At 67.2% G+C, this 21184-nt stretch carries 25 protein-coding genes; 12 read left to right on the top strand and 13 right to left on the bottom strand.

Annotated features, from left to right (window positions below; translation table 11 throughout):
* The first annotated feature begins 33 nt into the window (after positions 1 to 33).
* Positions 34 to 1641 carry a long-chain-fatty-acid--CoA ligase gene (locus WOA58_RS13260; protein ID WP_340604720.1) on the top strand — a complete coding sequence of 536 codons (1608 nt, stop codon included), beginning with the start codon at positions 34 to 36 and terminating at the stop codon, positions 1639 to 1641.
* A gap of 54 nt (positions 1642 to 1695) precedes the next feature.
* Here WOA58_RS13260 and WOA58_RS13265 read toward each other — a convergent pair whose 3' ends face one another.
* The 5 genes from WOA58_RS13265 to WOA58_RS13285 form a co-directional block, all read right to left on the bottom strand.
* Positions 1696 to 1959 (bottom strand): DUF7520 family protein, encoded by a 264-nt coding sequence (locus WOA58_RS13265; RefSeq protein ID WP_340604721.1) that lies wholly within the window; start codon positions 1957 to 1959, stop codon positions 1696 to 1698.
* A 194-nt stretch (positions 1960 to 2153) separates the two neighbouring features.
* A complete protein-coding gene (locus WOA58_RS13270; RefSeq protein ID WP_390220961.1) occupies positions 2154 to 3893 on the bottom strand; it encodes a cbb3-type cytochrome c oxidase subunit I in 1740 nt (579 codons plus the stop codon).
* A 121-nt stretch (positions 3894 to 4014) separates the two neighbouring features.
* Positions 4015 to 4242: a DUF6684 family protein gene (locus tag WOA58_RS13275; protein ID WP_340604723.1), complete on the bottom strand. Its 228-nt coding sequence runs from the start codon at positions 4240 to 4242 to the stop codon at positions 4015 to 4017.
* Positions 4243 to 4289: 47 nt separating this feature from the next.
* Positions 4290 to 4673, bottom strand: a complete 384-nt coding sequence (locus tag WOA58_RS13280; protein ID WP_340604724.1) for a DUF7541 family protein — start codon at positions 4671 to 4673, stop codon at positions 4290 to 4292.
* 38 nt (positions 4674 to 4711) lie between these two features.
* Positions 4712 to 4975, bottom strand: coding sequence for a DUF7410 domain-containing protein (locus WOA58_RS13285; RefSeq protein ID WP_340604725.1), 264 nt, complete (start codon positions 4973 to 4975; stop codon positions 4712 to 4714).
* 88 nt (positions 4976 to 5063) lie between these two features.
* On the opposite strand from WOA58_RS13285, the gene WOA58_RS13290 reads away from it, so the two are divergent.
* Positions 5064 to 5969, top strand: coding sequence for a cytochrome c oxidase subunit 3 (locus WOA58_RS13290; protein WP_340604726.1), 906 nt, complete (start codon positions 5064 to 5066; stop codon positions 5967 to 5969).
* A gap of 109 nt (positions 5970 to 6078) precedes the next feature.
* Here the strand turns inward: WOA58_RS13290 and WOA58_RS13295 are convergent, their stop codons facing one another.
* The 3 genes from WOA58_RS13295 to coxB form a co-directional block, all read right to left on the bottom strand.
* Complete coding sequence (locus WOA58_RS13295) at positions 6079 to 6411, bottom strand: hypothetical protein (RefSeq protein ID WP_340604727.1); 333 nt, start codon at positions 6409 to 6411, stop codon at positions 6079 to 6081.
* A 437-nt stretch (positions 6412 to 6848) separates the two neighbouring features.
* Complete coding sequence (locus WOA58_RS13300) at positions 6849 to 7133, bottom strand: amphi-Trp domain-containing protein (RefSeq protein WP_340604728.1); 285 nt, start codon at positions 7131 to 7133, stop codon at positions 6849 to 6851.
* Positions 7134 to 7237: 104 nt separating this feature from the next.
* Positions 7238 to 8137, bottom strand: coding sequence for a cytochrome c oxidase subunit II (gene coxB, locus WOA58_RS13305; protein WP_340604729.1), 900 nt, complete (start codon positions 8135 to 8137; stop codon positions 7238 to 7240).
* A gap of 101 nt (positions 8138 to 8238) precedes the next feature.
* Between coxB and WOA58_RS13310 the strand changes: the two genes are divergently transcribed.
* Together WOA58_RS13310 and WOA58_RS13315 are read left to right on the top strand one after the other, a co-directional pair.
* On the top strand, positions 8239 to 9651 hold the full coding sequence (locus tag WOA58_RS13310) for a heme o synthase (protein ID WP_340604730.1): 1413 nt from the start codon (positions 8239 to 8241) through the stop codon (positions 9649 to 9651).
* Positions 9648 to 10409: a DUF7546 family protein gene (locus WOA58_RS13315; RefSeq protein WP_340604731.1), complete on the top strand. Its 762-nt coding sequence runs from the start codon at positions 9648 to 9650 to the stop codon at positions 10407 to 10409. Before WOA58_RS13310 ends, WOA58_RS13315 begins: the two co-directional genes overlap by 4 nt.
* Position 10410: 1 nt before the next feature.
* On the opposite strand, the gene WOA58_RS13320 is transcribed toward WOA58_RS13315, so the two are convergent.
* On the bottom strand, positions 10411 to 11424 hold the full coding sequence (locus WOA58_RS13320; protein ID WP_340604732.1) for an aldo/keto reductase: 1014 nt from the start codon (positions 11422 to 11424) through the stop codon (positions 10411 to 10413).
* A 123-nt stretch (positions 11425 to 11547) separates the two neighbouring features.
* Between WOA58_RS13320 and WOA58_RS13325 the strand changes: the two genes are divergently transcribed.
* The 4 genes from WOA58_RS13325 to WOA58_RS13340 are packed head-to-tail and all read left to right on the top strand — an operon-like array spanning position 11548 to position 14442.
* On the top strand, positions 11548 to 12573 hold the full coding sequence (locus WOA58_RS13325) for a Gfo/Idh/MocA family protein (protein ID WP_340604733.1): 1026 nt from the start codon (positions 11548 to 11550) through the stop codon (positions 12571 to 12573).
* Positions 12574 to 12597: 24 nt separating this feature from the next.
* Positions 12598 to 13509: an ABC transporter ATP-binding protein gene (locus WOA58_RS13330; protein WP_340604734.1), complete on the top strand. Its 912-nt coding sequence runs from the start codon at positions 12598 to 12600 to the stop codon at positions 13507 to 13509.
* Positions 13506 to 14252: an ABC transporter permease gene (locus WOA58_RS13335; RefSeq protein WP_340604735.1), complete on the top strand. Its 747-nt coding sequence runs from the start codon at positions 13506 to 13508 to the stop codon at positions 14250 to 14252. The genes WOA58_RS13330 and WOA58_RS13335 overlap by 4 nt, the downstream gene beginning before the upstream one ends.
* A gap of 40 nt (positions 14253 to 14292) precedes the next feature.
* Positions 14293 to 14442 carry a hypothetical protein gene (locus WOA58_RS13340; protein ID WP_340604736.1) on the top strand — a complete coding sequence of 50 codons (150 nt, stop codon included), beginning with the start codon at positions 14293 to 14295 and terminating at the stop codon, positions 14440 to 14442.
* A 7-nt stretch (positions 14443 to 14449) separates the two neighbouring features.
* Here WOA58_RS13340 and WOA58_RS13345 read toward each other — a convergent pair whose 3' ends face one another.
* On the bottom strand, positions 14450 to 15550 hold the full coding sequence (locus WOA58_RS13345; RefSeq protein ID WP_340604737.1) for a putative sulfate/molybdate transporter: 1101 nt from the start codon (positions 15548 to 15550) through the stop codon (positions 14450 to 14452).
* A gap of 181 nt (positions 15551 to 15731) precedes the next feature.
* On the opposite strand from WOA58_RS13345, the gene WOA58_RS13350 reads away from it, so the two are divergent.
* The 3 genes from WOA58_RS13350 (at position 15732) to WOA58_RS13360 (ending at position 18156) form a co-directional block, all read left to right on the top strand.
* Positions 15732 to 16148 carry a cobalamin B12-binding domain-containing protein gene (locus tag WOA58_RS13350; RefSeq protein WP_340604738.1) on the top strand — a complete coding sequence of 139 codons (417 nt, stop codon included), beginning with the start codon at positions 15732 to 15734 and terminating at the stop codon, positions 16146 to 16148.
* A complete protein-coding gene (gene meaB, locus WOA58_RS13355; protein WP_340604739.1) occupies positions 16145 to 17128 on the top strand; it encodes a methylmalonyl Co-A mutase-associated GTPase MeaB in 984 nt (327 codons plus the stop codon). The genes WOA58_RS13350 and meaB overlap by 4 nt, the downstream gene beginning before the upstream one ends.
* Positions 17129 to 17217: 89 nt before the next feature.
* Positions 17218 to 18156, top strand: coding sequence for an alpha/beta fold hydrolase (locus WOA58_RS13360; RefSeq protein WP_340604740.1), 939 nt, complete (start codon positions 17218 to 17220; stop codon positions 18154 to 18156).
* Here WOA58_RS13360 and WOA58_RS13365 read toward each other — a convergent pair.
* The 3 genes from WOA58_RS13365 to WOA58_RS13375 form a co-directional block, all read right to left on the bottom strand.
* The gene (locus WOA58_RS13365; RefSeq protein ID WP_340604741.1) at positions 18133 to 18510 is read right to left on the bottom strand and encodes a Zn-ribbon domain-containing OB-fold protein; all 378 of its coding nucleotides are present in this window, start codon (positions 18508 to 18510) and stop codon (positions 18133 to 18135) included. The two genes, WOA58_RS13360 and WOA58_RS13365, sit on opposite strands and share 24 nt — an antisense overlap.
* Before the next feature lie 109 nt (positions 18511 to 18619).
* On the bottom strand, positions 18620 to 19786 hold the full coding sequence (locus tag WOA58_RS13370; protein ID WP_340604742.1) for a thiolase domain-containing protein: 1167 nt from the start codon (positions 19784 to 19786) through the stop codon (positions 18620 to 18622).
* Between the two features lie 55 nt (positions 19787 to 19841).
* Entirely contained in the window at positions 19842 to 20099 is a 258-nt protein-coding gene (locus tag WOA58_RS13375) for a DUF7111 family protein (protein ID WP_340604743.1), read from the bottom strand.
* Between the two features lie 231 nt (positions 20100 to 20330).
* Here WOA58_RS13375 and WOA58_RS13380 point away from each other — a divergent pair, with 231 nt between their 5' ends.
* Positions 20331 to 21179 (top strand): M23 family metallopeptidase, encoded by an 849-nt coding sequence (locus WOA58_RS13380; protein WP_340604744.1) that lies wholly within the window; start codon positions 20331 to 20333, stop codon positions 21177 to 21179.
* Positions 21180 to 21184 lie beyond the last annotated feature (5 nt).

Raw genomic sequence — 21184 nt, forward strand, 5'->3', positions numbered from 1 at the left:
ATATCACGATTTGTGATAAACGTTCGTCGAGGTATGCACAAGCCACTGCTGACGACCGACTTCCTCGACAGAGCGCGCAGGCATTACGGCGACCGGGAGGCCGTGGTGGCGACGACGGAGGAGCGATACACGTACGACGAGCTGGGCGAGCGGGTCGATCGGCTCTCGGCGGCCCTCCAGGAGCGGGGGATCGGGAAGGGCGACCGGGTAGCGGTGCTCGACCCGAACACCCACTACCACCTCGAGGCCGCCTACGCGATCATGCAGCTGGGTGCGATCCACACGCCGCTGAACTACCGGCTGGTCCCCGACGACTTCGAGTACGTCCTGAACGACGCGGGCGTGACGGCGGTCATCGCGGACCACGAGCACGCCGGGAAGATCGAGCCGATCCGCGACTCGGTGCCCACGGAGCTCTACGTCTCGAACGACGCGGGCGCGACCGAGGGCGACTGGGAGGACTTCGAGACGCTGATCGACCGGAACGGCGAGTACGACCGCCCCGAGATGAGCGAGGACGAGGTCATCACGATCAACTACACCTCGGGGACGACCGGCGATCCGAAGGGCGTCTGTCGGACCCACAGGGGCGAGACGATCCACGCCTACCTCGTCTCCGTCCACCAGGAGGTCCGTGACGACGACGTCTACCTGTGGACGCTGCCGATGTTCCACGTCAACGGCTGGGGTCACATCTACGCGGTCACGGGGATGGGCGCGAAACACGTCTGTACGCGGGGGATCGACGCCGAGTGGATCCTCGAGACCGTTCGCGAGGAGGGCGTCTCATACCTCTGTGCCGCACCGACCGTGTTGAACATGCTGATCGAGCGCTACGAGGAGACCGGCGAGGACACCCGGGGGACGAACCCCGTCCGGGCGGCCACCGCGGGCGCCGCGCCGCCCGAGGCGACGATCCGCACGATCGAGGACGAGTTCGGCTGGCACCTCAAACACGTCTACGGCGCGACCGAGACGGGGCCGCTGATCACGACCTCGGACGCCGGACGCCTCCTGCCGGAGGGGACCGAACGGTTCTCGATCAAGAAGCGCCAGGGACTCGGCTATCTCGGCACCGACGTCCGGGTCGTCGACGAGGACGGCGCGGACGTCCCCCGCGACGAGGGCACGATCGGCGAGATCGTCGTCCGGGGCAACCAGGTGATGGACGGCTACTGGGAGAAGCCCGAGGCCACCGAGGAGGCGTTCTCCGAGCGGATCGAGGGCTACTACCACACCGGCGACCTGGCCGTCGTCGACGAGCACGGCATGGTCTCGATCCAGGACAGGAAGAAGGACATCATCATCTCGGGCGGCGAGAACATCTCCTCGATCGAGCTCGAGGACACCCTGTTCGAACATCCCGAGGTGGCCGACGCCGCGGTGATCCCCGCGCCCAGCGAGAAGTGGGGCGAGACCCCGAAGGCGTTCGTCGTGCCGGCCAATGGCGACCCCGAGAACCCGGGGACGAGCGCCGAGGCGATCGCCGAGTTCACCCGCGAGCGCCTCGCGGGCTACAAGGCCGTCCACGAGGTCGAGTTCGTCGAGGAGCTCCCCACGACGGCCACCGGCAAGATCCAGAAGTTCGAGCTCCGCCAGAAGGAGTGGGACGAGGAGGACCGGATGGTCGGGGAGGGATGAACGCGTCCCGTCCCGGCGCCTGAACGGCCCCTGGGCTCGCGGCGAGCGCCCGGTTCAGTCCTCGGGGGCGACGTAGCGCACGGCGAGCAGCAGCACTCCGAGTATGACGGCGATCGTTATCGAGCCGTAGGCGGCGAGTCCGATCGGCGTCGGCGGGATCGGGATCACGCCGAGCAGCGCGACCGATTCGAGGTCGTCGATCATGAACCCGAGGATCAGCCCCATGACCCCGGCGAAGACGACCAGTCCGGTGTAGATCGCAACGACGACGCGCTCGCCGGCCACCCCGCGCGAACCGGCGGTAGCAGATTCGTTCACACCGGGGGTTCGGCGGGCGAAGCGATGAGGCTTTCCCTCCACCGATCCGACCTCGGGTAATGCTCGACAGAGAACTAACCGAAAAGGAGCTACTGGCGCTCGTTCTCGGCGGGATTGCCGTCCTGATGGGGATGACGGCGTTCTTCATCGTCATAACCGGGTAGAAAAGCGCGTTCGAAACCGCCCGCGGTCGCTTACTCGTCGGGGTCGTCGGTGACCGACCCGCCGTCGGCCATCGCCGCCCCGTCGCCCGAGGCGTCCTCGCCGCCGTCGGCCAGCTGCGTCTCGAGTTTTCGCTCGAACCAGGTCCATTCCTGGGTGACCAGACCGTCGTCCTTGAGGTTCCACGGGTCGCCGTCCTCGACGCGCGGCCCCTCGAGCCACGACTGGACGATGTTGAACAGGAAGACGAGCCCGCCGATGAACAGCAGGAACGCGCCGACCGACGTGATCTGGTGGAGACCTGCATAGGCGGGCAGATACTCGGCGTACCGGCGGGGCATGCCGCCGTAGCCCAGCAGGATCATCGCGAAGAACGTCACGTTCGTCCCGATGAAGGAGAGCCAGAAGTGCACCAGCCCGAGCTTGCGCTGGTACATCCGGCCCGAGACCAGCGGGAACCAGTAGTAGACGCCCGCGAACAGCGCGAAGCCGATCGCGCCCATTACGATGTAGTGGAAGTGCCCGACGACGTAGTAGGTCGCGTGGAGCACCTGGTCGACGGGGATCGAGGCGAGGAACACGCCCGTAACGCCGCCGATGATGAAGTTCGAGACGAAGCCGATACAGAACAGCATCGGCACCGTCAGCCGGAGGCGACCGGCCCACAGCGTGGTGATCCAGTTAAAGACCTTCACCGCACTGGGCACCGCGATCGCCAACGACACCGCCATGAACGCCGCGCGGATCCGCGGGTCGATACCCGTGGTGAACATGTGGTGGGCCCAGACGCCGAACGAAAGGACGCCGATCGCGAGCGTCGAGTAGACGACGAACTTGAAGCCGAACAGCTTCCGGCCCGCGAAGCGGGGCAGGATCAGGCTGACCAGCCCCATCGGCGGCAGCACGAGGATGTAGACTTCTGGGTGGCCGAAGAACCAGAACAGGTGCTGGTAGAGGATATACCCCCCGCCGTCGGTGGTGAAGAAGGTCGTCCCGAGGTTCCGGTCGAGCAGCAGCATGACCAGGACGCTACCCAGAAGCGGGAAGGCGAAGAGGATCAGTCCCGACTGGACGAGCATCGTCCACGAGAAGATGTCGAGGCGCTCCCAGCCGACGTCGGGCGCGCGCTCGGTGAAGATGGTCGCGATGAAGTTGATCGCGCCCATGGTCGCGCTGATCCCCGAGAGATGCAGCCCCAGCAGCATCAGGTCGAGCCCGAGGGTGTCCTGCTCGATTGACATCGGCGGGTAGATCGTCCAGCCCGACTGTGCGGGGTCGACCCCGACCGCGAGCAGGGCGAAGGGGATCCAGATCAGGACGCCCGCGATCGGCAGCAGCCAGAAGGCGATGGCGTTGACCCGGGGGAACGCCATGTCGTCGGCTCCGATCAGAAGCGGGATGAAGTAGTTCGCGAACGCCGAGATCATCGGCGTCCCGAACAGGAACAGCATCGTGACCCCGTGGCTCGTCATCAGCGAGTTGTACATCTCGGGCTGGATGAGCACCGATTCGGGCGAGAAGAGCTCGGTCCGCATGAGCGTCACCGCGATCCCGCCGATGGCAAGCGCTATCGTTCCGAAGAGCCCGTAGAGGAGCCCGATGTCCTTGTGGTCGACCGTCGTCAGCCAGCGGGTGATCCCGCCGGGTTTCTCCTGTGTCTCGTACGCGTCGTCGTCGATCGCACGCCCACCCCCACTGGCGAGCGGCGTGTATGAGCGCCAGTCCTCGATGCGGGTGATCCAGCCTGCGACGATCAGCAGGAAGAGCCCCATCAGGACGGTCAAGGCTATTTGCCCGTCTATCTGCATACGACTCCCTCAGTAACGGAGCGTAATGAAACGTTAGGTTCCGACCGCGCGAGAAACCGGCTGCCAGCGTAGCGCCGTCAGGTTGTTAGATGCGCTTTGCGGTCGCGTAGGTCAGATGCAACAGTCCCCAGATCATGCTGATCATGATCGTCCACATGTAGATGTCCATCAACGCCCCGTCGCGCCACCCTTCGGGGATCGTCACCGCGAAGAGGACGAAGAAGAACAACAGGATGCCGAACGGCACGAGGTTCACCGTCGAGTCGAGCAGCGTCTCCTTGTTGAAGACACGGTCGTCGAGCAGTCGGCTCATACTCGGCATTGATCGCCGCCGATCAAATAGCTAGTGGTTCCCGACGGCTACACCGGGGCCTGGCGCTGGAGGAACACGCGCCCGAGGATCGAGCCCGCGACACAGAGCAGGCCCGCGACCGCGATCGAGATCGCCCGGAAGCCGACGTCGAAGGCCCCGCCGCCGCCGAGCGGGTAGAGCGTCGTGAGCACGATCCCCACGATCGCCAGGGCGGTCCCGAGCACGCCGATGAACACCCACGGGCTATCGGCGTAGCCCGACTCGCTCATGATCCCCCCGAGGCTGCCGACGAGCAACAACAGCCCCCCGACCGCGAGCGGGATGAGGTCGAGGACGACCCCGACCTCCGAGAGGCCCAACCCCAGGGCGATGAACATTGGCCAAGGGCTGGCCTTGCGGTGTCGGTCGCTTAGTCCGTTTTCCTCTTCCATGGCCGAGCTACGGGCTAGCCGACTGAAAACCCATCGAACTACGCGAGCACGAGGTAGAGATAGAGGAACGTGAAATACATCCCGATCAGCACCGCGAGCGCCTTCAGGCGGAACCGTTTGATTTCGTCGTTCTCCGCGCGGTAGACCTCGGCGAACCGCGTCCGGTCCTCCTCGGTGAGCGTCTCGGGGTGCTCGAGACCCCGATGGAACGTCACGTACTCTGCGCGCGCGAACGGCCGCCCGCACTGTGGACAGGTGTGATCCTCCCCATCCGCGGGGCGGTCGATGACGGTCCGGTCCATGGGGGGCGTCGTCGCTCGGGCTGGTTGTAGGTTCCGGACCGCGGCGAGGTTGGGAGGATTTTTGGTAGTCGACGCGAAAGCCCCTCCCATGTCCGTTGAAGACTCCGGAGACGATCACGGCCATCACCTCCCGGCCGTCGAGGACTGGCCCCACGGGTTCGGCGAGGCCAGCTGGTGGCCCTTCGTCGCCGCGATGGGCGCCTCGGGGATTTACGTCGGGGCCGCACTGTTCATCCTCGCTCTGGGCGACCTGCCATTGCAGCCGCTCGTCGGCGGGGGCGTCCTGCTCGCGAGCGTCGCCGTCTTCCTCGTCGGGCTGTACGGCTGGACGTACCACGCGTTCATCAAGGCGTTCTGGGAGGCCGACGGCCACACCGACAACAGCAGTCTCAGATGGGGGATGTTGCTGTTCCTCTGTACGGAGGTCGCGACCTTCGGCGCCGTCTTCGTTTACTACTTCCAGATCCGGATCGCCTCCTGGCCGCCCGCCGACTTCGATGTCATCTCCGGACCGCTCGTGGCGGGGAGGTTCACGCTCGGATCGATCCAGATCCCGATCATCAACGAGCTCGTCCTGCTCAACACGCTGATCCTGATCATCAGCAGCGGGACGATCCACTGGGCGCACATCCAGCTCCGGAAGAACAACCGCCGAAACTTCATCGTCGGGCTCGGAGTCACGCTCCTCCTGGGCGTTATCTTCCTCGCCGGTCAGGGCTACGAGTACTACGAGTTCATCGTCGAGTACGGCTTCACCCTCGCCGCGGCCGAACAGGCGCTGTACGCGAGCGCCTTCTACGGGCTGACCGGCCTCCACGGCCTCCACGTCGCGATGGGTGCGGTGCTGCTGGCCATCGTCTTCGTTCGCGCGCTCTACGGGCAGTACTCCGCCGAGCGCCACACTTCCGTCTCGACGGTCTCGATGTATTGGCACTTCGTCGACGTCGTCTGGGTGTTCCTCGTCGTCGTCCTCTACCTGGGCGCGGTCGTCTGAGGATACAGTATTTCCCTGGCTTCTGCGCAAGACCTACGATGCTCCAATTGCTCCTTCCTGAGCCGGATCCACAGATAGTGTAATAACAAGCACCAGTGATCTACCAGTGCTACTCCCGTATTAGCTCATTTAGACCATTCAAATTCAAAAGGAGGTTAATTAACAAAAGGCACTTTTCGGCGATTTCTTCTGCACGGAGAGTCCCAGATGTCGTATCAAATATCTTATTTAATAGATCATTGTTCTCAACAAGAATAAGATTGTATCTAGTAACATCTGAAACCTCGTTGGCATCCACATCATAGAATTCTGCGATAGTCTCTGATTCTATACGTATATCTGTGCCCGAACCAGAAAATTCAGAATTAAACGCCTGCAGGTGAGCGTTGGATACTAGTAACCCGTATTTAGACTGGGAATCTGCTGTTGAGACGTTTACCATTTCTGTAGAGCCGCCTGCTATGTCAACGGCTATTTCATCCTCCCACTCACTTGCGTATTCTCAATAACCGTTGATTCTCCCTTATCAACGACGCTATCAAAATCACAATTCCGAATTGTGATATTCCTGCAATTCTCTCCAATCCGCATAAGTTGCATGTCTTACTATTCACGCGTGCATTAGTGTTTGGGAATTTTACATCTATATATGCGAAGAATGTTCGAACGAATCAATACATAATTTCCGAGCCGGATTGGGATTATCACCTGAGGTAACTTGGAATTTCGCGTGAGCAGCTTTTCTGGTTGTTTACTTTCGGCTGTTGAACATGTAAACCTCCGTGACCAACTACAAGCCCTTGACTTGCTGTGTCCTGGCCTTGCCCGCAATCTCTGATATTATTATTGAAACTTTTGGCCAGTACTACCGACCACCAATCACTCGATCGTTAGTTCGCCGCCCGCGCCGTCGCCCCCTTCCTGTCCCTCGTCCCACTCGAGCTCAAACTCGACGCTGAGCTCGGTCCCGTCGCTCTCCTGCTCGCGCTCGGCCTTGATCTCGAACGTCGGGCGCTCGGGGACGTCCATCTCGACGGACTCCCCGCCGGCGCTGAGCGAGAGCCGGCCATCCCCGTCGAGCTTGTCGGCGACCGTCCGGAGGTACTGTGCGATCTCGCCGCGCGATCGGGACTGTTCGGTCTCGAAGAGCACTTCTTCCGTCATGGCTCGATCTACGCGCTCCCGGGTATTAAATCACGATACGAACGAGCCGTCGCCGTCGTCAGCCACAAGTCGAATGCAGCGATGAAGAAAACCGGACCGGCGGGTTACTCGCCGTCCTCGCCAGCGTCGTCTTCCGCGTCGTCAGCGTCCTCGGTGTCTTCAGCCTCCTCCTCTTCCTCCTCGGCCTCATCGTCGGTCATCTCCTCTTCTTCTGCGTCCTCGGCGTCCTCAGCGGCTTCCTCCTCTTCAGCCTCTTCGTCCATCTCCTCCTCCTCGGCCTCCTCGTCATCGCCGTTGGCCTGCTGCTCGGTCACCCAGTCCTCGTACTCGTCCTCACCCACCGCGTCGAGAGTGAAGTACATGTTCGAGTGGCCCACGCCACAGTACTTCGAACAGTAGCCCTGGTACTCGCCCTCGTCGTAGACCTCGGTCTTCACCGTGTTGGTCTCGCCGGGGTTCGCGTCCTGTTTCAGCCCGAGATCAGGCACGTGAAAGCCGTGTATGTAGGAGTTCTGCTCCGCGTCCGCAGTTACGTTGAAGTAGACCTCCGTGTCGGTCGGGATCACCGCCTCACCAGTCGACTCGATCCCCTCGTCCTCGTAGATGAAGTCCCAGCCGTAGTTGTACGCGACGACATCGATCTCGACGTCGTCCTCGCCGGGGACGTCGTCGTGTTGGTGCGTGATGAACGGGTCGGCCATTACCTGATAGGAGGCCAGCCCGACGAACAGCAGCACGATCGCGGTCGCGACCGTCCAGGTGATCTCCAGACGGCGGTTCTCCTGGGTCGGTCGGGGTTCGTCGTTGTTCCGGAACTTGATGACCGCGTAGAGCAGGATCACCTGTACCAGCAGCGTGATCGGGATCGCGGCGTACAGCAGGACGTTGTTGAGGTCGCCGATGAGCTGATCGTTGATCGAGCTTTGGGCCGCGACGGGCTCCGCCGCGATCAAAAACAGCCCCGCGAGGAGCAGTCCCACGAGCGTGGACCGGGTCCGTTTCATACCGCGTTACTTTGCGAGGGCGGGCATAAATGTGTGCGTTTTCGGCCGGCGGCGGGCACATCGCGGAATCTAAGTAGGCCCGCTCCAAGGGCTAGACAGACGTGTCTACCGAACGGATCGGCGACCGGCAACGGTCGCGCTTCCTCGCGGTACTTGCCACGACCGCAATAGGAGCCTATCTGCTCGTGATCGCGGGCGCGACGACCGCGCTCACAGACGCGACGGCTGCCTGTTCGACCTGGCCCGCCTGCGGCGGGGGCTACCCGTTCGAGGGGACCGCGGTGACGATCGCTTGGACCCACCGCCTGCTCGCGCTGGTGGTCGGCGCCGGCGTCCTCTACAGCGCCGTCGTCGCCTGGCGAACGGAGCCGACGCGAGTCCGGGCGGCGCTTTCCGTCCCAGCGCTCCTCTATCCCGTCCAGATCGGGATCGGCGCGGTCGTCGCCACGACCGGCGCGCCCGCGACCCTCTCGGCGGTCCACCTGCTGCTCGGAACCGTCATCTTCGGCGGCCTGCTCGTCGGGCTGGCCTGGTCGCTCGAACGGCGGTTCCCGACCCGCGAGCGCGACGAGCCGCTCACGAAGTCGCCCGAACCGGCACCCGAGGCCGACGCCGCGTTCGGGCCCGAACCCGGCCCGCGACCCGCGGGGATCCGGGCCACCCTGGGAGCGTACTTCAGCCTGATGAAGCCCCGGCTGATGTGGCTGCTCTGTCTCGTCGCGGCGGCGGCGATGGCGCTCGCCGTCGGCCCCGCACTCACCGTCGACACCATCGTCGCAACCCTCCTCGGGGGCGTGCTCGCGATCGGCGCGAGCGGCACCTTCAACCACGTGCTCGAGCGCGACATCGACCGGCGCATGAAACGTACCGCCGACCGCCCGCTCGCGACCGAGATCGTCCCCGTCCGTAACGCGCTGGCGTTCGGCGTGCTGCTGGGGCTGGCATCGCTCGCGACCTTCTACGTGTTCGTCAACGCGCTGGCGGCGCTGTTGGGGCTGACGGCGATCGTCTTCTACAGCGTGATCTACACGCTCGTCCTGAAACCCAACACCGTTCAGAACACCGTCATCGGCGGGGCGGCGGGCGCGCTACCCGCGCTGATCGGCTGGGCCGCCGCGACCGGCGAGATCGGCCTGCCGGCGCTCGTGCTCGCGGGCGTGATCTTCTGTTGGACGCCCGCGCACTTCTACAACCTCGCGCTCGCGTACAAGGACGACTACGAACGCGGCGGCTTCCCGATGATGCCCGTGGTCCGTGGCGAGCGCACCACCCGGAAACACATCGTCTACTATCTGGGCGCGACCCTGATCGGCGCGAGCCTGCTCGCGGCGGTCGATACGCTCGGCTGGCTGTTCGCGGCGACCAGCGTGGTCTTCGGCGCGGTCTTCCTCTATGAGGTGATGCGTCTTCACCGCGAACAGAGCCGCGGGGCCGCGATGCGCTCGTTCCACGCCTCGAACGCCTACCTCGGTACGCTGCTGCTGGCGATCATCGTCGACGCGCTCGTCCTATGACCGACACCGAGACCCTCGACCTGTTCGACCCGCTTCCCGAGCGCTTTCGCCCCCGGACCACGACCCTCGTCTACGGCGGGCTGCTGGTCAACACTGAGGTCCTGCTCGTGCTCGTCTACTTCGCCGTCTCGGACGTCCAGGTCAACGACCTCTTCGGGGTCGTCTACCCGTTCATCTGGATCAACGTCGGGCTCTGGGCGATCGTCCGGACCGACCCCGTCGCCCGCACGCGCAGACACCGCTACGTCGCCGGCACGGTCGCCGTGGGCTACCTGTTGGCGCTGTTCGTGCTCGGCGGGATGGCCTGGACCGCCCACCCCGAGATCGCGCGGGGCTTCGACGTCTCGATGCTCCTGCCCGGGCTCGGGCCCGTCGTCGCCTACAACGGCGAGTTCGTCCGGTTCACCCTGATCCCGTTTCTCGTGATCGGCTACGCCGCGCTGACCTATCTCGTCTACGCGACCCTGTTGGACGCCGCGGGCTCGGCGATCGGCGGCGTGCTCGGGCTGTTCTCCTGTCTCTCCTGTGTCTGGCCGTTGATCGCGCCGGTCTTCATCGGCGTGTTCGGCAGCGCGGGGGCCGCGGCCGCCGCGAGCCTCCAGTCGTACGTCACGGGCACCGTCGTCTTCGTCGGCACGGTCGCGCTGCTGTACTGGCGGCCGTTCAAGCGCGAGCGCGACGAGAGCGGGGACGGTGAGGAGGGGATGAGCGATCGCGAGCGGCGGTGGCGCCGGAAACGTGAGGAGCGCAGTCAGTGACTCAGTGGCCGTACCGCTGGTCGGCCTCCTCGTAGCGCGCGTCGTCGATCCGTTCGCGCTGCTCGCGCGAGAGGTCGACCTCGACCGCGCCGACGTTCTCCTCGAGTTGGTCGGTCGTGCGCGCGCCGACGATCGGCGTACACGAGAACGCCTCCTGGTCCATCAGCCATCGCAGCGAGACCTGTGCGGGCGTCGCGCCCTCCTCGTCGGCGACCGTGCGGATCTCCTCTAAGACCTGCCAGCCCCGATCGGAGACGTAGTAGTCCTCGAAGCGGTCGTCCAGATCCGCCCGCGAGCCCTCGGGGCCGACGACCTCCTCGCCCTCGCGCTCGTACTTGCCGGTGAGGAAGCCGCCCGCGAGCGGCGAGTACGGACAGACCGCGAGCTCCTGGTCGGCACAGACGTCGAGGTAGTCCGCGACGTCGTCGCGATACGCCGCGTGAAAGAGCGGCTGGGTGACCTCGAAGCGTTCGTACCCCTCTACCTCAGACTTCCAGAGGGCCTTCGTCAGCTGCCAGGCGGCCATCGTCGAGGCGCCGAGGTAGTTGACCTTCCCCTTGTCGACGAGCGTATCGAGGGTGTCGAGCGTCTCCTCGATGGGCGTGTCCTCGTCGAAGCGGTGGATGTAGTAGAGGTCGAGGTAGTCCGTTCCCAGCCTGTCGAGCGTGCCCTCGACCTGCGCGCGGATGTGCTTTCGACCCAGCCCGGAGTCGTTCGGGCCGGGCTCGCCCCAGCCGTCGAAGGGGAAGTAGACCTTCGAGGCGAGCACGAAGTCCTCGCGGTCGTGGTCATCGAGCCACTCGCCGATGTACTCCTCGCTGGTCCCGTGGGGGGTGCCGTAGACGTTCGCGGTGTCGATGAAGTTGATCCCGTTCTCCCACGCCGCGTCCAGCAGCTCGTGGGCTTCGTCCCTGCTGGTCTCGACGGTGCCGTTGCTCTCCTTGCCGAAGCGCCACGTCCCGAAACAGAGTTCCGAGACCTGCGTGCCGGTCGAACCGAGGCTGTGGTACTCCATGGGCCTGCTGGAACCTCCACCGACTAAACGCTCCCCCTCCCGGCCATTCCTTCGGGCTGCGGGTCGCGGGCCATCGCTCGGCGTAACGGGAACCGTTTTGATCCCCGTTTCTGTAGCCGGCGTATGCCCATCCGAATCGGCGCGATCGGCCTCGGCGCGCTCGGGACGATCTCGACGCGGATCCTCGACGAGCGCGAGGACGTCCGAGTCGTCGCCGGGGTCGACACCGACCCCGACGCCAGAAGCGCGTTCGAGGCCGACTACGACGCCGCGAGCTACGACGACACCGAGTCGCTGCTCGCGAGCGAGGAGCTCGACGCCGTCTCGATCGTCACCCCGCATACGCTCCACGCACGTCAGATCCGCGCCTGCCTCGAGGCCGGCGTCTCGGTCCACGTCGAGAAGCCGATGGTGACCGACCTCGAGGAGGCGGTCGCGCTCACCGACCTCGCCGCCGAGCGCGAGCCGGTCCTCCAGGTCGGCTACCAGCGACACTTCCACCCCCGCTTTCGCGAGCTCAAGCGGATCGTCGACGACGGGCGGATCGGGACACCGCACATGATCGCCTGCCACCTCGAACAGGCCTGGCTCGACGCGGTCGGCGGCAGCTGGCGTACCGACCCCGAGCTCTCGGGCGGCGGCCAGCTCTACGACTCGGGCTCGCACCTGCTCGACGCGCTGCTGTGGGTCACCGGCTCGCGGCCCGTCTCGGTCGCGGCGACGACCGACCCGCGGGGCGAGCGCGTCGACGTCAACGGCGCGCTGGCGGCGACCCTCGAACGCGACGGGAGCCCGATCACCGCGAGCATCGGCGTCACCGGCGAGGGATCGACGGGCCCCGATACGGGCGAGGGGCTCTCGGTCTGGGGAACCGAGGGCGCCGTCGAGTACGACGGCGATCGGGTCCGGGTGCGGGAGGGAGGCGTTGACTACGAGGCGGGGATCGAGGACCCCTCCTTCGAGACGCTCACCCGGCGGAAGCTCGCGAGCTTCCTGCGTGCGGTCCGCGGCGATGAGCCGCCGGCGGTGGGCCCGGAGGTCGGACTGCGGGTCACGGCGCTGACGGAGGCGGCCTACGAGGCCGCGGAGACGGGCCGGACCGTCGACGTCGAGGAGCGGATCGCGGCCGCCCGGGATCGAACCCCTTAGGGCCGTCTCGGCGTTTCCCCCGGTATGGAGCCCGTACTCGTCGCCGAGGACGTCCACCGGAGCTACGGCGACACGACCGCCCTCGACGGCCTCTCGCTGTCGGTCGCGGCGGGCGAGGTGTTCGCGCTCATCGGCCCCAACGGCGCGGGTAAGACGACGCTCGTGCGCGCGCTGACCGGCACCACGACGCCCGATTCGGGGCGCGTCTCGGCGCTCGGGTCCGCGCCCGACGACGTCGACAGGAACCGGATCGCGCTGCTGCCCCAGGCGTTCTCGCCGCCCGAACGACTCACCGGCCGGGAGCTGCTCGACTATTACGCCGGCCTCTACGACGACCCCCGACCCGTCGACGAGGTGCTCGCGGAGGTGGGGATGGCCGGCGACGCCGACTCGTGGTACGAGACGCTCTCGGGGGGACAACAGCGCCGGATCTGCGTGGGGACGGCGCTGGTCAACGACCCGGACGTGCTCTTCCTCGACGAACCCACGACGGGGATCGACCCCGCGGGCCGCCGGGACCTCTGGGCGCTGATCGCCGACCTCGCCGCGGGCGGCACCACCGTCTTCCTCACCACCCACGACATGGCGGAGGCCGAGGAGCTCGGCGACCGGGTCGGCCTGCTCGCGGCCGGCCGGCTCGTCGAGGTCGGCTCCCCCGGGGCCCTCGTTGCCGACCACGGAGGAGAGAGTCGCCTCGTGGTCGAGACCGACGCCGGTGCCGACGCGATGGCCGGAAGAGACTACCGCGTCTCGGAATCCGGCCGGGGACTGACGATCCACGGGATCGACCCCGAGGGGATCGGCGGGGCGGTCGCCGCGCTCGAGGACGCGGGCATCGAGTACGAGTCGCTGACCTGGAGCCAGCCCTCCCTGGAGGACGTCTACCTCGAACTGGCCGGCGACCGCGCCGAGGATGCCCTCGGAGGTGGCCGATGAGCACGCTCGCGCGCACCCGCGCGGAGTTCGTCGCCGCCTGGAACTCCTTCGTCCGCCGGCGGACCGCCGTCTTCTTCACCTTCTTCTTCCCGGTGATCCTGATCGTCATCTTCGGCGCGCTCGTCACCACCGATCCGACCGGCGGCGGCCTCTTCACCGAACCGCCCGAGTACTACCTCGCGGGCTATCTCGCGGTCGTCGTCCTGTTCACCCCGCTCTCGCGCGTGGGCAGCACCGTCGCGCGCCACCGCGAGGGAAACAGGTTCGAGAAGCTGGCGACGACGCCGCTCCGGAGGATCGAATGGCTGCTCGCACACACCCTCGTGAACGCGATCCTCGTCGGGATCGCGAGCGCGATCCTGCTGGTCGTGCTGTGGCTGCTCACCGATGCGACGTTCGCGCTCTCGCCCGCCCTGGTCCCGTTCGTCCTGATCGGTTCGGCGGTCTTCTGCGGGATCGGCGCCCTATTGGGGAGAGTCGCGGACTCCCAGGACGGCGTGATCGCCGCCGCCAACACCATCGCGCTGCCGATGCTCTTCCTCGCGGAGACGTTCGTCCCGCCGGAGCTGCTCCCGGGCTGGATGGGACCGGTGATCGACCTGCTTCCCCTGACGTACTTCTCGCGGGGCGTCCGCGAGGCCACGGTGGCGGGCGGGCCTTGGCTCGCGGATCTGGCGATCCTGTCGGGGCTCGCGATCGCCTTCTTCCTCCTGGGCGCCTACGCGCTCCCCCGAACGGACTGACCGCGGGAAGACTTATACATACTCACATTAATTATCGGATATGTCCGTCGAAGGAGCGAGCGGGAACAAGGGTGGGCGGTACCGGTACACCGAGTACCGTCAGGGATCGGGGACGATCGCGGTGATCCAGGACGTCGAGAGCGACCGCGCGTGGATCCAGTCGACCGTCAGCGTCCCCGCCGATCCCTGACGCCGGATCAGGCCCCTCGGCGGTAGCGCTCCATCGCGAGGTGGGCGACGATCCCGAGCAGGAACGCGACGCCGATGTTCCAGACCAGCGCGAGGAGGCCGATCCCGATCGAGAGGGGTAGATCCGAGGACTCGGTCACGTTCGCGCCCAGCGAGACGGCGACGAGCGCCAGCAGCACCCCGAGCATCGCGAGCGGGAAGGCGGCGACGAGCGCGCCGGTCGCCACCAGGGCGAGCGCGAGATAGCCGACCCCGAGGATCACGTTCGCGCCGCCGGTGCGCGCGCCGAACTCGTACTTGCCGGCGACGCCGTCGCAGCCGTGACACATCGGGATCCCGCCCAGCGGCACGGCGAGGAGGTTCGTCACGCCCATGCTCCCCGAGAGCTCGTCGGCCGGCACCTCCCGGTCGAACAGATCGGAGAACAGCAGCGAGGTCGCGAGCGCCGCGTTGCCGATCGTCATCGCGAACTGCGCGACGATCCCGTCGGCCGCGCTCCAGGTCAGCGCACTCCCGACGGCCGGAACCGGCGGGAGGCCGGGCGACTGGACCGGCGGAACGCCGGCCGTCCAGACCGCGATCGCCGCGCCGGCCGCGAGGACGACGAGCGCGCTCGCGTTCCGATAGCCGAGCGCGACGACCCCGAGCGCGATCGCCAGCCCCACGGCGGCGAGCGGGGGGCTCCCGGCCGCGAGCGAGAGGGCGGTCTCGAGCAGGATCAGCCCCACCGCGAACTGGATCCCACGAATGACCGGCTCGCCGATCCAGCGCTCGACGACCGACAGCGCACCCGCCGCGCCGATCGCGAGCAGGACGACCCCCAACACCAGCCCGGCGAGCGCGAGCTCCGCGTACGACAGGGCTCCGGCGATCGCGAGCGCCGCGAGCGCCTTCATCGGCTCGACGGAGACCGGCAGCCCGTACCACGCCCCCCAGACGATCTGGAAGAGCCCGAAGGCGATCAGGACGTGCGGCAGCGAGATCTCGGTCAGCAGCGCCAGCGCGACGACGATCGGGAGGACCGTAAGCGAATCCCCTACCGCACCGGTCAGTTCGTCCGCGGAGAACTCGAGCCGCCGGGATCCGGTGATATCGACTGAAACGGCCACTATAGGCCCTATCAGACGGACACGTATCACGTTTCCCGGAAACCGAACGACGTGGAATCGGCGGGGGTTCGAAACCGGATTCGGTTTCACGGCGGTTTGTGCCCGCCACCATAATGGACGTCCGTTACAGTGAAAGCCCTCGACGGGGTAGTACGACCATGAACCCCTGGAGGCGATCGAAGTGAGCGTCGAGGAGGACCAGCGCGCGATCCGCTGTCTCGTCGCGAAGGTCGGCCTCGACGGCCACGACCGGGGCGCCCACGTCATCTCGCGGGCCTTTCGGGACGCCGGTTTCGAGGTCATCTACTCGGGGCTGCACAACGCGCCCGACGAGATCGTCCAGGCCGCGGTCCAGGAGGACGTCGACGTGCTCGGCATCTCGATCCTCTCCGGCGCGCACAACACGCTCGTCCCGAAGGTCGTCGCCGGGCTGAAGGAGTACGGCGCCTTCGAGGACACCCTGATCATCCTCGGCGGGGTGATCCCCGAGAAGGACCAGCCGGGGCTCAGGGACGCGGGCGTCGACGCGATCTTCGGGCCGGGGACGCCGATGAGCGAGACCATCGAGTTCGTCCGCGAGAACGCCCCCGATCGATGAGCGACGAGCTCCTCGACGACCTCCTCGACGGCCAGTACCGCGCGCTCGCGCGGGCGATCACGAGGATCGAGAACCGCTCGCCGGGCTATCGCGAGCTGGTCGCCGCGCTCCACGACCACACCGGCGACGCCGAGGTGATCGGGATCACGGGCAGCCCCGGCGCGGGCAAGTCCACGCTGGTCGACAAGCTCGCGAAGGCCTACCGCGACGAGGGGCTCACCGTGGGTGTGATCGCGGTCGACCCCTCCTCGCCCTATACGGGCGGCGCCGTCCTGGGCGACCGGATCCGCATGGCCTCGACCACCGGCGACATGGACACGTTCGTCCGCTCGATGAGCGCCCGCGGCCAGCTCGGGGGACTGTCGACGGCCACCGGCGACGCGATCAAGGCGTTCGACGCCTTCGGGATCGACCGGGTGATCGTCGAGACGGTCGGGGCGGGCCAGAACGAGATCGACATCGTCCGGACCGCCGACACGGTCGCCGTCCTCGTCCAGCCCGAGAGCGGCGACGACATCCAGATGCTCAAGGCCGGCATCCTCGAGATCGGCGACGTCTTCGTCGTCAACAAGGCCGACATGTCAGGCGCGGATAGGACGGTCAAACAGCTCTCGGAGATGCTCGAGGGCCGAGAGAACGGCGAGTGGACCCCCGAGATCATCGAGACCGTCGCGACGAGCGGCGAGGGCCTCGACGAGCTGCTCGAGACGTTCGCCTCACACCGGGAGTACCTCGAGTCCTCCGGGGCCTTGGAGGAGAAGGCCCGCACCCGCTACGCCGAGGAGGTTCGCACGCTGCTCCGCGAGGACGCCGGCAGCCTGCTCGAGGGCGAGATCGAGCGCCGGGGCGGGATGGAGGAACTGGTCGATCGGATCGTCGCCCGGGAGACCGACCCCTACACCGTCGCCGACGACGTGATGGCGCCCCTAGAGGAGTGTCTCGCCCGCGAGGAGCGCGAGCACGAGCCGTCGCCGCGCTGAGCCGTCCTCAGCGAGCCGGTGCCCGCCTACGGCCCTACCCGGGGACCGATCCGGCCAGGGTTAAGACCCCTCCGTCCGATTGTCGTCGTATGAAGCTCCGACACCTGATCGGTGGTACCGCGGCCGCCGCCGGCCTCGCCGCCGCCGGCAACCGGACGCTCGCCGGCCGCGCGGGCTCGCTTTCGGACCCCCTCCCGGGCCGCCAGCACACCTACCGCTGGCGGGGGATCGACGTCTCCTACACCGAGGCCGGCGACCCCGCGGATCCCGACCTGCTTCTGGTCCACGGGGTCAACGCCGCCGCCTCCAGCCACGAGTTCGCGGAGGTCTTCGAGGGGCTCGCCGAGGAGTTCCACGTGATCGCGCCCGACCTGCCCGGCTTCGGGAGCTCGGAACGCCCGCCGCTTCTGTACTCCGCCTCGCTCTACGAGGCCTTCCTCGCGGACTTCGCGCGCGACACCGTCGAGGACGCCACCTGCGTCGCCTCCTCGCTGTCGGGCGCCTACGCCGTCGAGGCCGCCGAGGACGCCGGCTTCTCGCGGCTCGTGTTGATCTGTCCGACCACGACGGCGATGCCGGCCCAGCGCCCCCGGCTTCGCTCGCTGCTGCGCGCGCCCGTCGTCGGCACCGCGCTCTACAACCTGATCACGAGCAGGCCCTCGATCCGGTACTTCAGCGCGGACCACGGCTACTACGACCCGGAGAACTTCACCGACGAGAAGCTGGAGTTCGAGTGGACGAGCGCCCACCAGCCCGGCGCGCGCTACGCGCCCGCCTCGTTCGTCTCCGGCTTCCTCAACAGCCAGCTCGACCTGGGCAAGGAGCTCGCCGAGATCGACGTCCCGACGACGCTCGTCTGGGGCCGGGAGGCCGACGCCACGCCGCTCAAACGGGGGCGCACCCTCGCCGAGACCGCAGACACCAAGCTGGTCGTGATCGACCGTGCCCGACTGCTGCCCCACGTCGAACACCCCCGCGAGTTCGTCGGCGTCGTCCGCGAGGAGCTACGCGGGGCGGAAGACGAGTAGCGGCTCCTCCTTCGTTTCGCGTTCCTCGACGCCGACGGCCACGCTCATTCCGACCTCGGGCTCCTCGACGTCCCGGAGCTGACCGGTCAGTCGGACGAGCCCGAAGTCCACGATCGCGACGACGTATGGCGCGTCGTCGGCGAACTCGGGGGTCGCGACGTGGATCCTGGTGAAGGTGTCGAGGCTGCCGCCGTCGGGCAGCGGCTGCCGTTCGAGGTCCGGGTCGCCACACTCGGGACAGCGCCGCCGGGGCGGCAGCGAGCCGTGTCCCTCGGGACACTCGAGCGCGTAGCCCTCCCCGCGGTCGATCGCCGCCATCCACTCGTCGAAGCCCTCGTCACGCTGTTCGCTCATGCGACCACCTCCGGGTCGGCGACCCGGCGTAGTCGCGCCAGTCGCTCACTACGTTCGCTCGCGGACGTGGTCCGCTCGCGCCCCCGAGGCGCGTGGCGCCTCGCTTCGCTCATTCGCCCACCTCCAGCACGTGAACGGTGGTACTGGCGACCGTGCCGCCGGCGTTGTGCGCGAGGCCGACCGTCGCGTCGGGGACGGCATCGCTGTTGACGTGGTCGCCCGAGAGGACGCTCGCGAGCTCGATGATCTGGCTGGTGCCGGTCGCGCCGACGGGATGACCCTTCGCCTTCAGCCCGCCCGAGAGGTTGACCGGGAGCCGACCGTCACGGGTCGTCTCGCCCGCGCGGGCCGCCCCGATCCCCTCGCCGTGCTCGAAGAAGCCCAGCGACTCGATGGCGAGCACCTCCGCGATGGTGAAGCAGTCGTGGACCTCCGCGACGCCCACCTCGTCGGGGCCGACCCCCGCGTCGGCGTAGGCCTCCTCGGCCGCCACGGTGGCGGCGGGCGTGCGCGCGAGATACTCGCGGTCGGCGAGCGCCATGCGGTCGCTGCCCTGGCCCGTCCCCGAGATCGAGACGGGCGCGTCGATCCCCTCGCGGTCGGCGTATGCGTCGCTCACGAGCACGATCGCGCTCGCACCGTCGGTGATCGGGCAGGCGTCGTAGAGCCCGAGCGGCTCGGCCACCGGCGGCGCCTCGAGCACGTCCTCGACGCTGATCGCCGTCCGGTACTGTGCGGATTCGTTCTCGAGCGCGTTCTCGTGGTTCTTCACCGCGATGTGGGCCAGGTCCTCCCGGTCGCCGCCGTACTCGTCGAAGTACGCCTGGGCCATCAGCGCGTACGCGCCGGGGAAGTTCATCCCCGCGCGGATCTCGAACAGCTCGTCGGCGGCGATCGAGAGCGCCTTCGTCGCGCCCGCGGTGCCGAGGTTGGTCATGCGCTCGGCCCCGCCCACGAGGACGACGTCGCTCTCGCCGTTTCGAATGTCCTTGACCGCCTCGCGGACCGCGACGCCGCTCGAGGCACACGCGCTCTCGAAGCGGGTCGCCGGGGCGCGGATCCCCGCCATCTCGGCCATCAGCGGCGCTTGGTGGCCCTGGTCCTCGGCGACCTCGCCCATGAAGTTGCCGTAGAACAGCGCCTCGACGTCGCCGCGGTCGACGCCCGCCCCTTCGATGGCCCCGTCGGCGGCCTCCGCGAAGAGGTCCCGTCCGGTGCGTTCGGGGAACTGCCCGAAGCGCGTGTGTCCCGTGCCGGCGATCCGAACTCCTGTCATTGGGGTTCGTAGATCATCGGCGACTAAATGGTTGCCGAATGTGAACGGTTCACATTCACATCCCCATGTCCGACGCGTCCTCGGGCACCGGGAGCGCGTTCGGGGACGTTCCCAGGCGGTCGGCGGCGTGATCCAGCGCCATGTCGAAGCCGTAGTACCGTTCGAGCTCGGTCCCCTCCTCCCGGACCATCAGCATCGCGTAGCCCTCGCGGTTCTGCGCGATTTCCACCCGCCGACCGTCACGTTCGAGCGCGAGGACGCGCTCGGTCTCGGTCTCGTGGTACTGCGCGGTCGCTCCGGTCTGGTCAGCCATACTGCTCGTAAGGACGGCCCGAAGTCGAAGCTATCGGTCGGCGTCCGGAGCCGTTCGGGATCAGAGCGGCCCGCGTCCGTCGCGGGGCGGTCGCGGGCGGCCGGTCGGCCGGAAGGGCTATCGTTCGGATCGCATCACGTTGATGGATGCTCCGGCGACTCCGATGGTTCGACCCCACCTCCCTCGGCTATCTGGGCGTGCTCTCCGTTCCCGGCTACCTCCTCGAGGCGCTTGCCCCCCCTCCAGCTGTTCGCGCTGTTCTTCCTGTTCTGGCTGTGGCCGACGATCCGGGGTCTGTTCGACGACAGCGAGGAGGAGTCGCCGCTCGAGTTCGATCGAGGGACGAAGCTCCGTTTCTGGACGAGCAGCTTCCTGACCCTGCTCAACCCGTTCGTGCTCGTCGCCTCGATCAACCAGCTGATCAGCCAGATGGCGATCTACGCCCGCCATCATGACGGGCTGCCCGCACCCGGGAGCTACGACCAAGAGACGCGGTTCTCGCTGCCGTTCTCGGGATCGTGGACCGCGATCAACGGCGGCTCCTCGAAAGGGACCTCCCACTCGTGGGAGGTCCTCACCCAGCGCTACGCCTACGACTTCGTCGTCATCGAGGACGGAAGGAGTCACGCCGGCGAGGGCGCTCGACTGGAGGAGTATTACTGCTTCGACGAGCCGATCCTCGCGCCCGCCGACGGCGAGGTGGTCGCGGCGTCGGACGGCCACCGCGACTGCCCGTATCTCGGGGGCTGGGTCGACCCGTTCCAGCGCGACCTCCGCGGAAACTACGTGACGATCCGCCACGCCGAGAACGAGTACAGCGTGCTGGCCCACCTGAAGGAGGGGAGCGTCGCGGTGTCCGAGGGCGAGCCCGTCGAACGCGGTCGGGAGATCGGCCGGTGTGGCAACTCGGGCAACTCGACCGAGCCACACCTCCACTTCCACGTTCAGGACCGCCCGGAGTTCTTCCTGGGCGCGGGGCTACCGATCACCTTCGAGCGGCTCGTCGTCGAGTCGGGCGACGAGCCGGAACGGCGCGAACGCGGGCACGTCGAGAGAGACGAGGTCGTTCGATCGGCGTAGGTCGC

Source organism: Halalkalicoccus tibetensis (genome assembly GCF_037996645.1).
GTDB classification, from domain to species: Archaea; Halobacteriota; Halobacteria; order Halobacteriales; family Halalkalicoccaceae; genus Halalkalicoccus; species Halalkalicoccus tibetensis.